Genomic DNA, 1,518 nt, shown 5'->3' with positions numbered 1-1,518 from the left:
TTCCACTTTTCTCACACTTTTATTCTTGAAAAGCCTAAGTGAGCAAACCTTACAAGCCTCGCCCTTCAATGCAGGGTTGCCGTAGAAAAGCCCTTATAATAAACTTTTTAAGTTCAAAAAATAATAAAATTACTTGATGAATGTTGTAATAAAACTAAAATTTTACCCCTCAAAAACACAAGAAGAATTACTAAAAACAATAACCCTAGACTACTTAAACATCAAAAAACAATACTTACACTTCCACTACTTGAGACTCAAGCAAGGCAAACCCTTACTCCCCACAAAAAGCCAGCCAAGAGCTTATGAAGAGTACAAGCTTGAGAAAAGCAACTTTTACAACAAGAAACTCAGGCAAGATTACCCTCAGTATGCTTCCAGATTCTTGCAAGCAGTTGAAAGAGAAGTTATACAAGACTTGAAGAGCTACCAAGCAAAGCTTAAGGATTACCAGAAGGGCAGGGGAAAGCACAAGCCCAGCTACCCCTGGCCTAGAGAGAAGAGCTTGAGGTTTGTAGTGAAAAACAATGGGGTGAAGATAGACAGGGAGAAGAGACTGTTAACCCTAACACTCTCAAAGGACTTGAAGTTAGAGTTAAAATTCAAGGGTAAATTTTACTGGGTAGGAGAAGTTGGCAAGGCTGAAGTTAGACGGGAAGCTGATGGCCACTGGTACGCTTATATAACAATTAGAAACCCCAAAAAACCCAAGAAGGAGAAAAAACAAGTGAAAGCACCAAGAAAGCACTTAATTGCTGGAATAGACCTGGGGTTGAACAATTTAATGGCAATTGTTTTGTATGACAAGGCCACTGGAGAACTTGTGGGGAGCATTCTGGTTAAGGGCAGGGTTCTCAAAGCAGTAATGTTCAAGTATCAAAAATTAATAGCAAAAATACAGCAAGGTTTGAGTGCTAATAATCAAAAGACTTCCAGGAGGCTTAGAAAAGCTTACTGGAGGCTTGTAAAAACCTTGGAGAGTTTATCAAGAATGCTTGTGGTTAAAGCATTCAAGATTCTAAAAGCTTTGGGTGTGAAGGAGCTTGTGGTTGGTGATGTTAAAAACATTCCAAGGGACAGGATTAGAAAAGTGAATTTCATGCTCCAGTACTGGAGTTATTACAAGCTTAAAAAGTTTATTGAGTTTAAGAGTGAACAGTTTGGCTTCAAGCTTAAGTGGGTGAGTGAGGCTTTCACTAGCTTGACTGACCCCTTAACTGGTGAAGTTGTTAAAAGCTCAGGGGGGGAGTGCTCCCTGGTAACAGGGAAGCATTTGGTTTTTGGTAGGGTTTTCAGGGGTTTGTTTAAGTCTCCCTCCCTGGGTAAGGTGCTTAACGCTGATTTGGTTAGTGCTTTTAATGTTTTGAGAAAAGTTTATAACATAACCCCAAGCCTTACCCAGGTTGTTAGAGTCTTATCTGGAGGCTCTTCAGTTGTTGTAAGCTTTCAGAAGAGCCTGGGCGGGGTAGGGGTAAGGGTTGGTGGCTCAGCCCAAGCCTTGAAGCCTTCACTGGTAAT

At 40.7% G+C, this 1,518-nt stretch carries 1 protein-coding gene; it reads left to right on the top strand.

The window, feature by feature from the left end; translation table 11 throughout:
- Positions 1-136 precede the first annotated feature (136 nt).
- On the top strand, positions 137-1,518 hold a 1,382-nt coding region (locus H0Z19_RS11975), incomplete at its 3' end, for a transposase (protein ID WP_290726932.1).

Source organism: Archaeoglobus sp. (assembly GCF_017656475.1).
In the GTDB taxonomy this organism is placed as follows: Archaea; Halobacteriota; Archaeoglobi; order Archaeoglobales; family Archaeoglobaceae; genus Archaeoglobus.
Note: the sequence above shows the minus strand (reverse complement) of the source record. Positions and strands in the feature narration are given on the sequence as shown.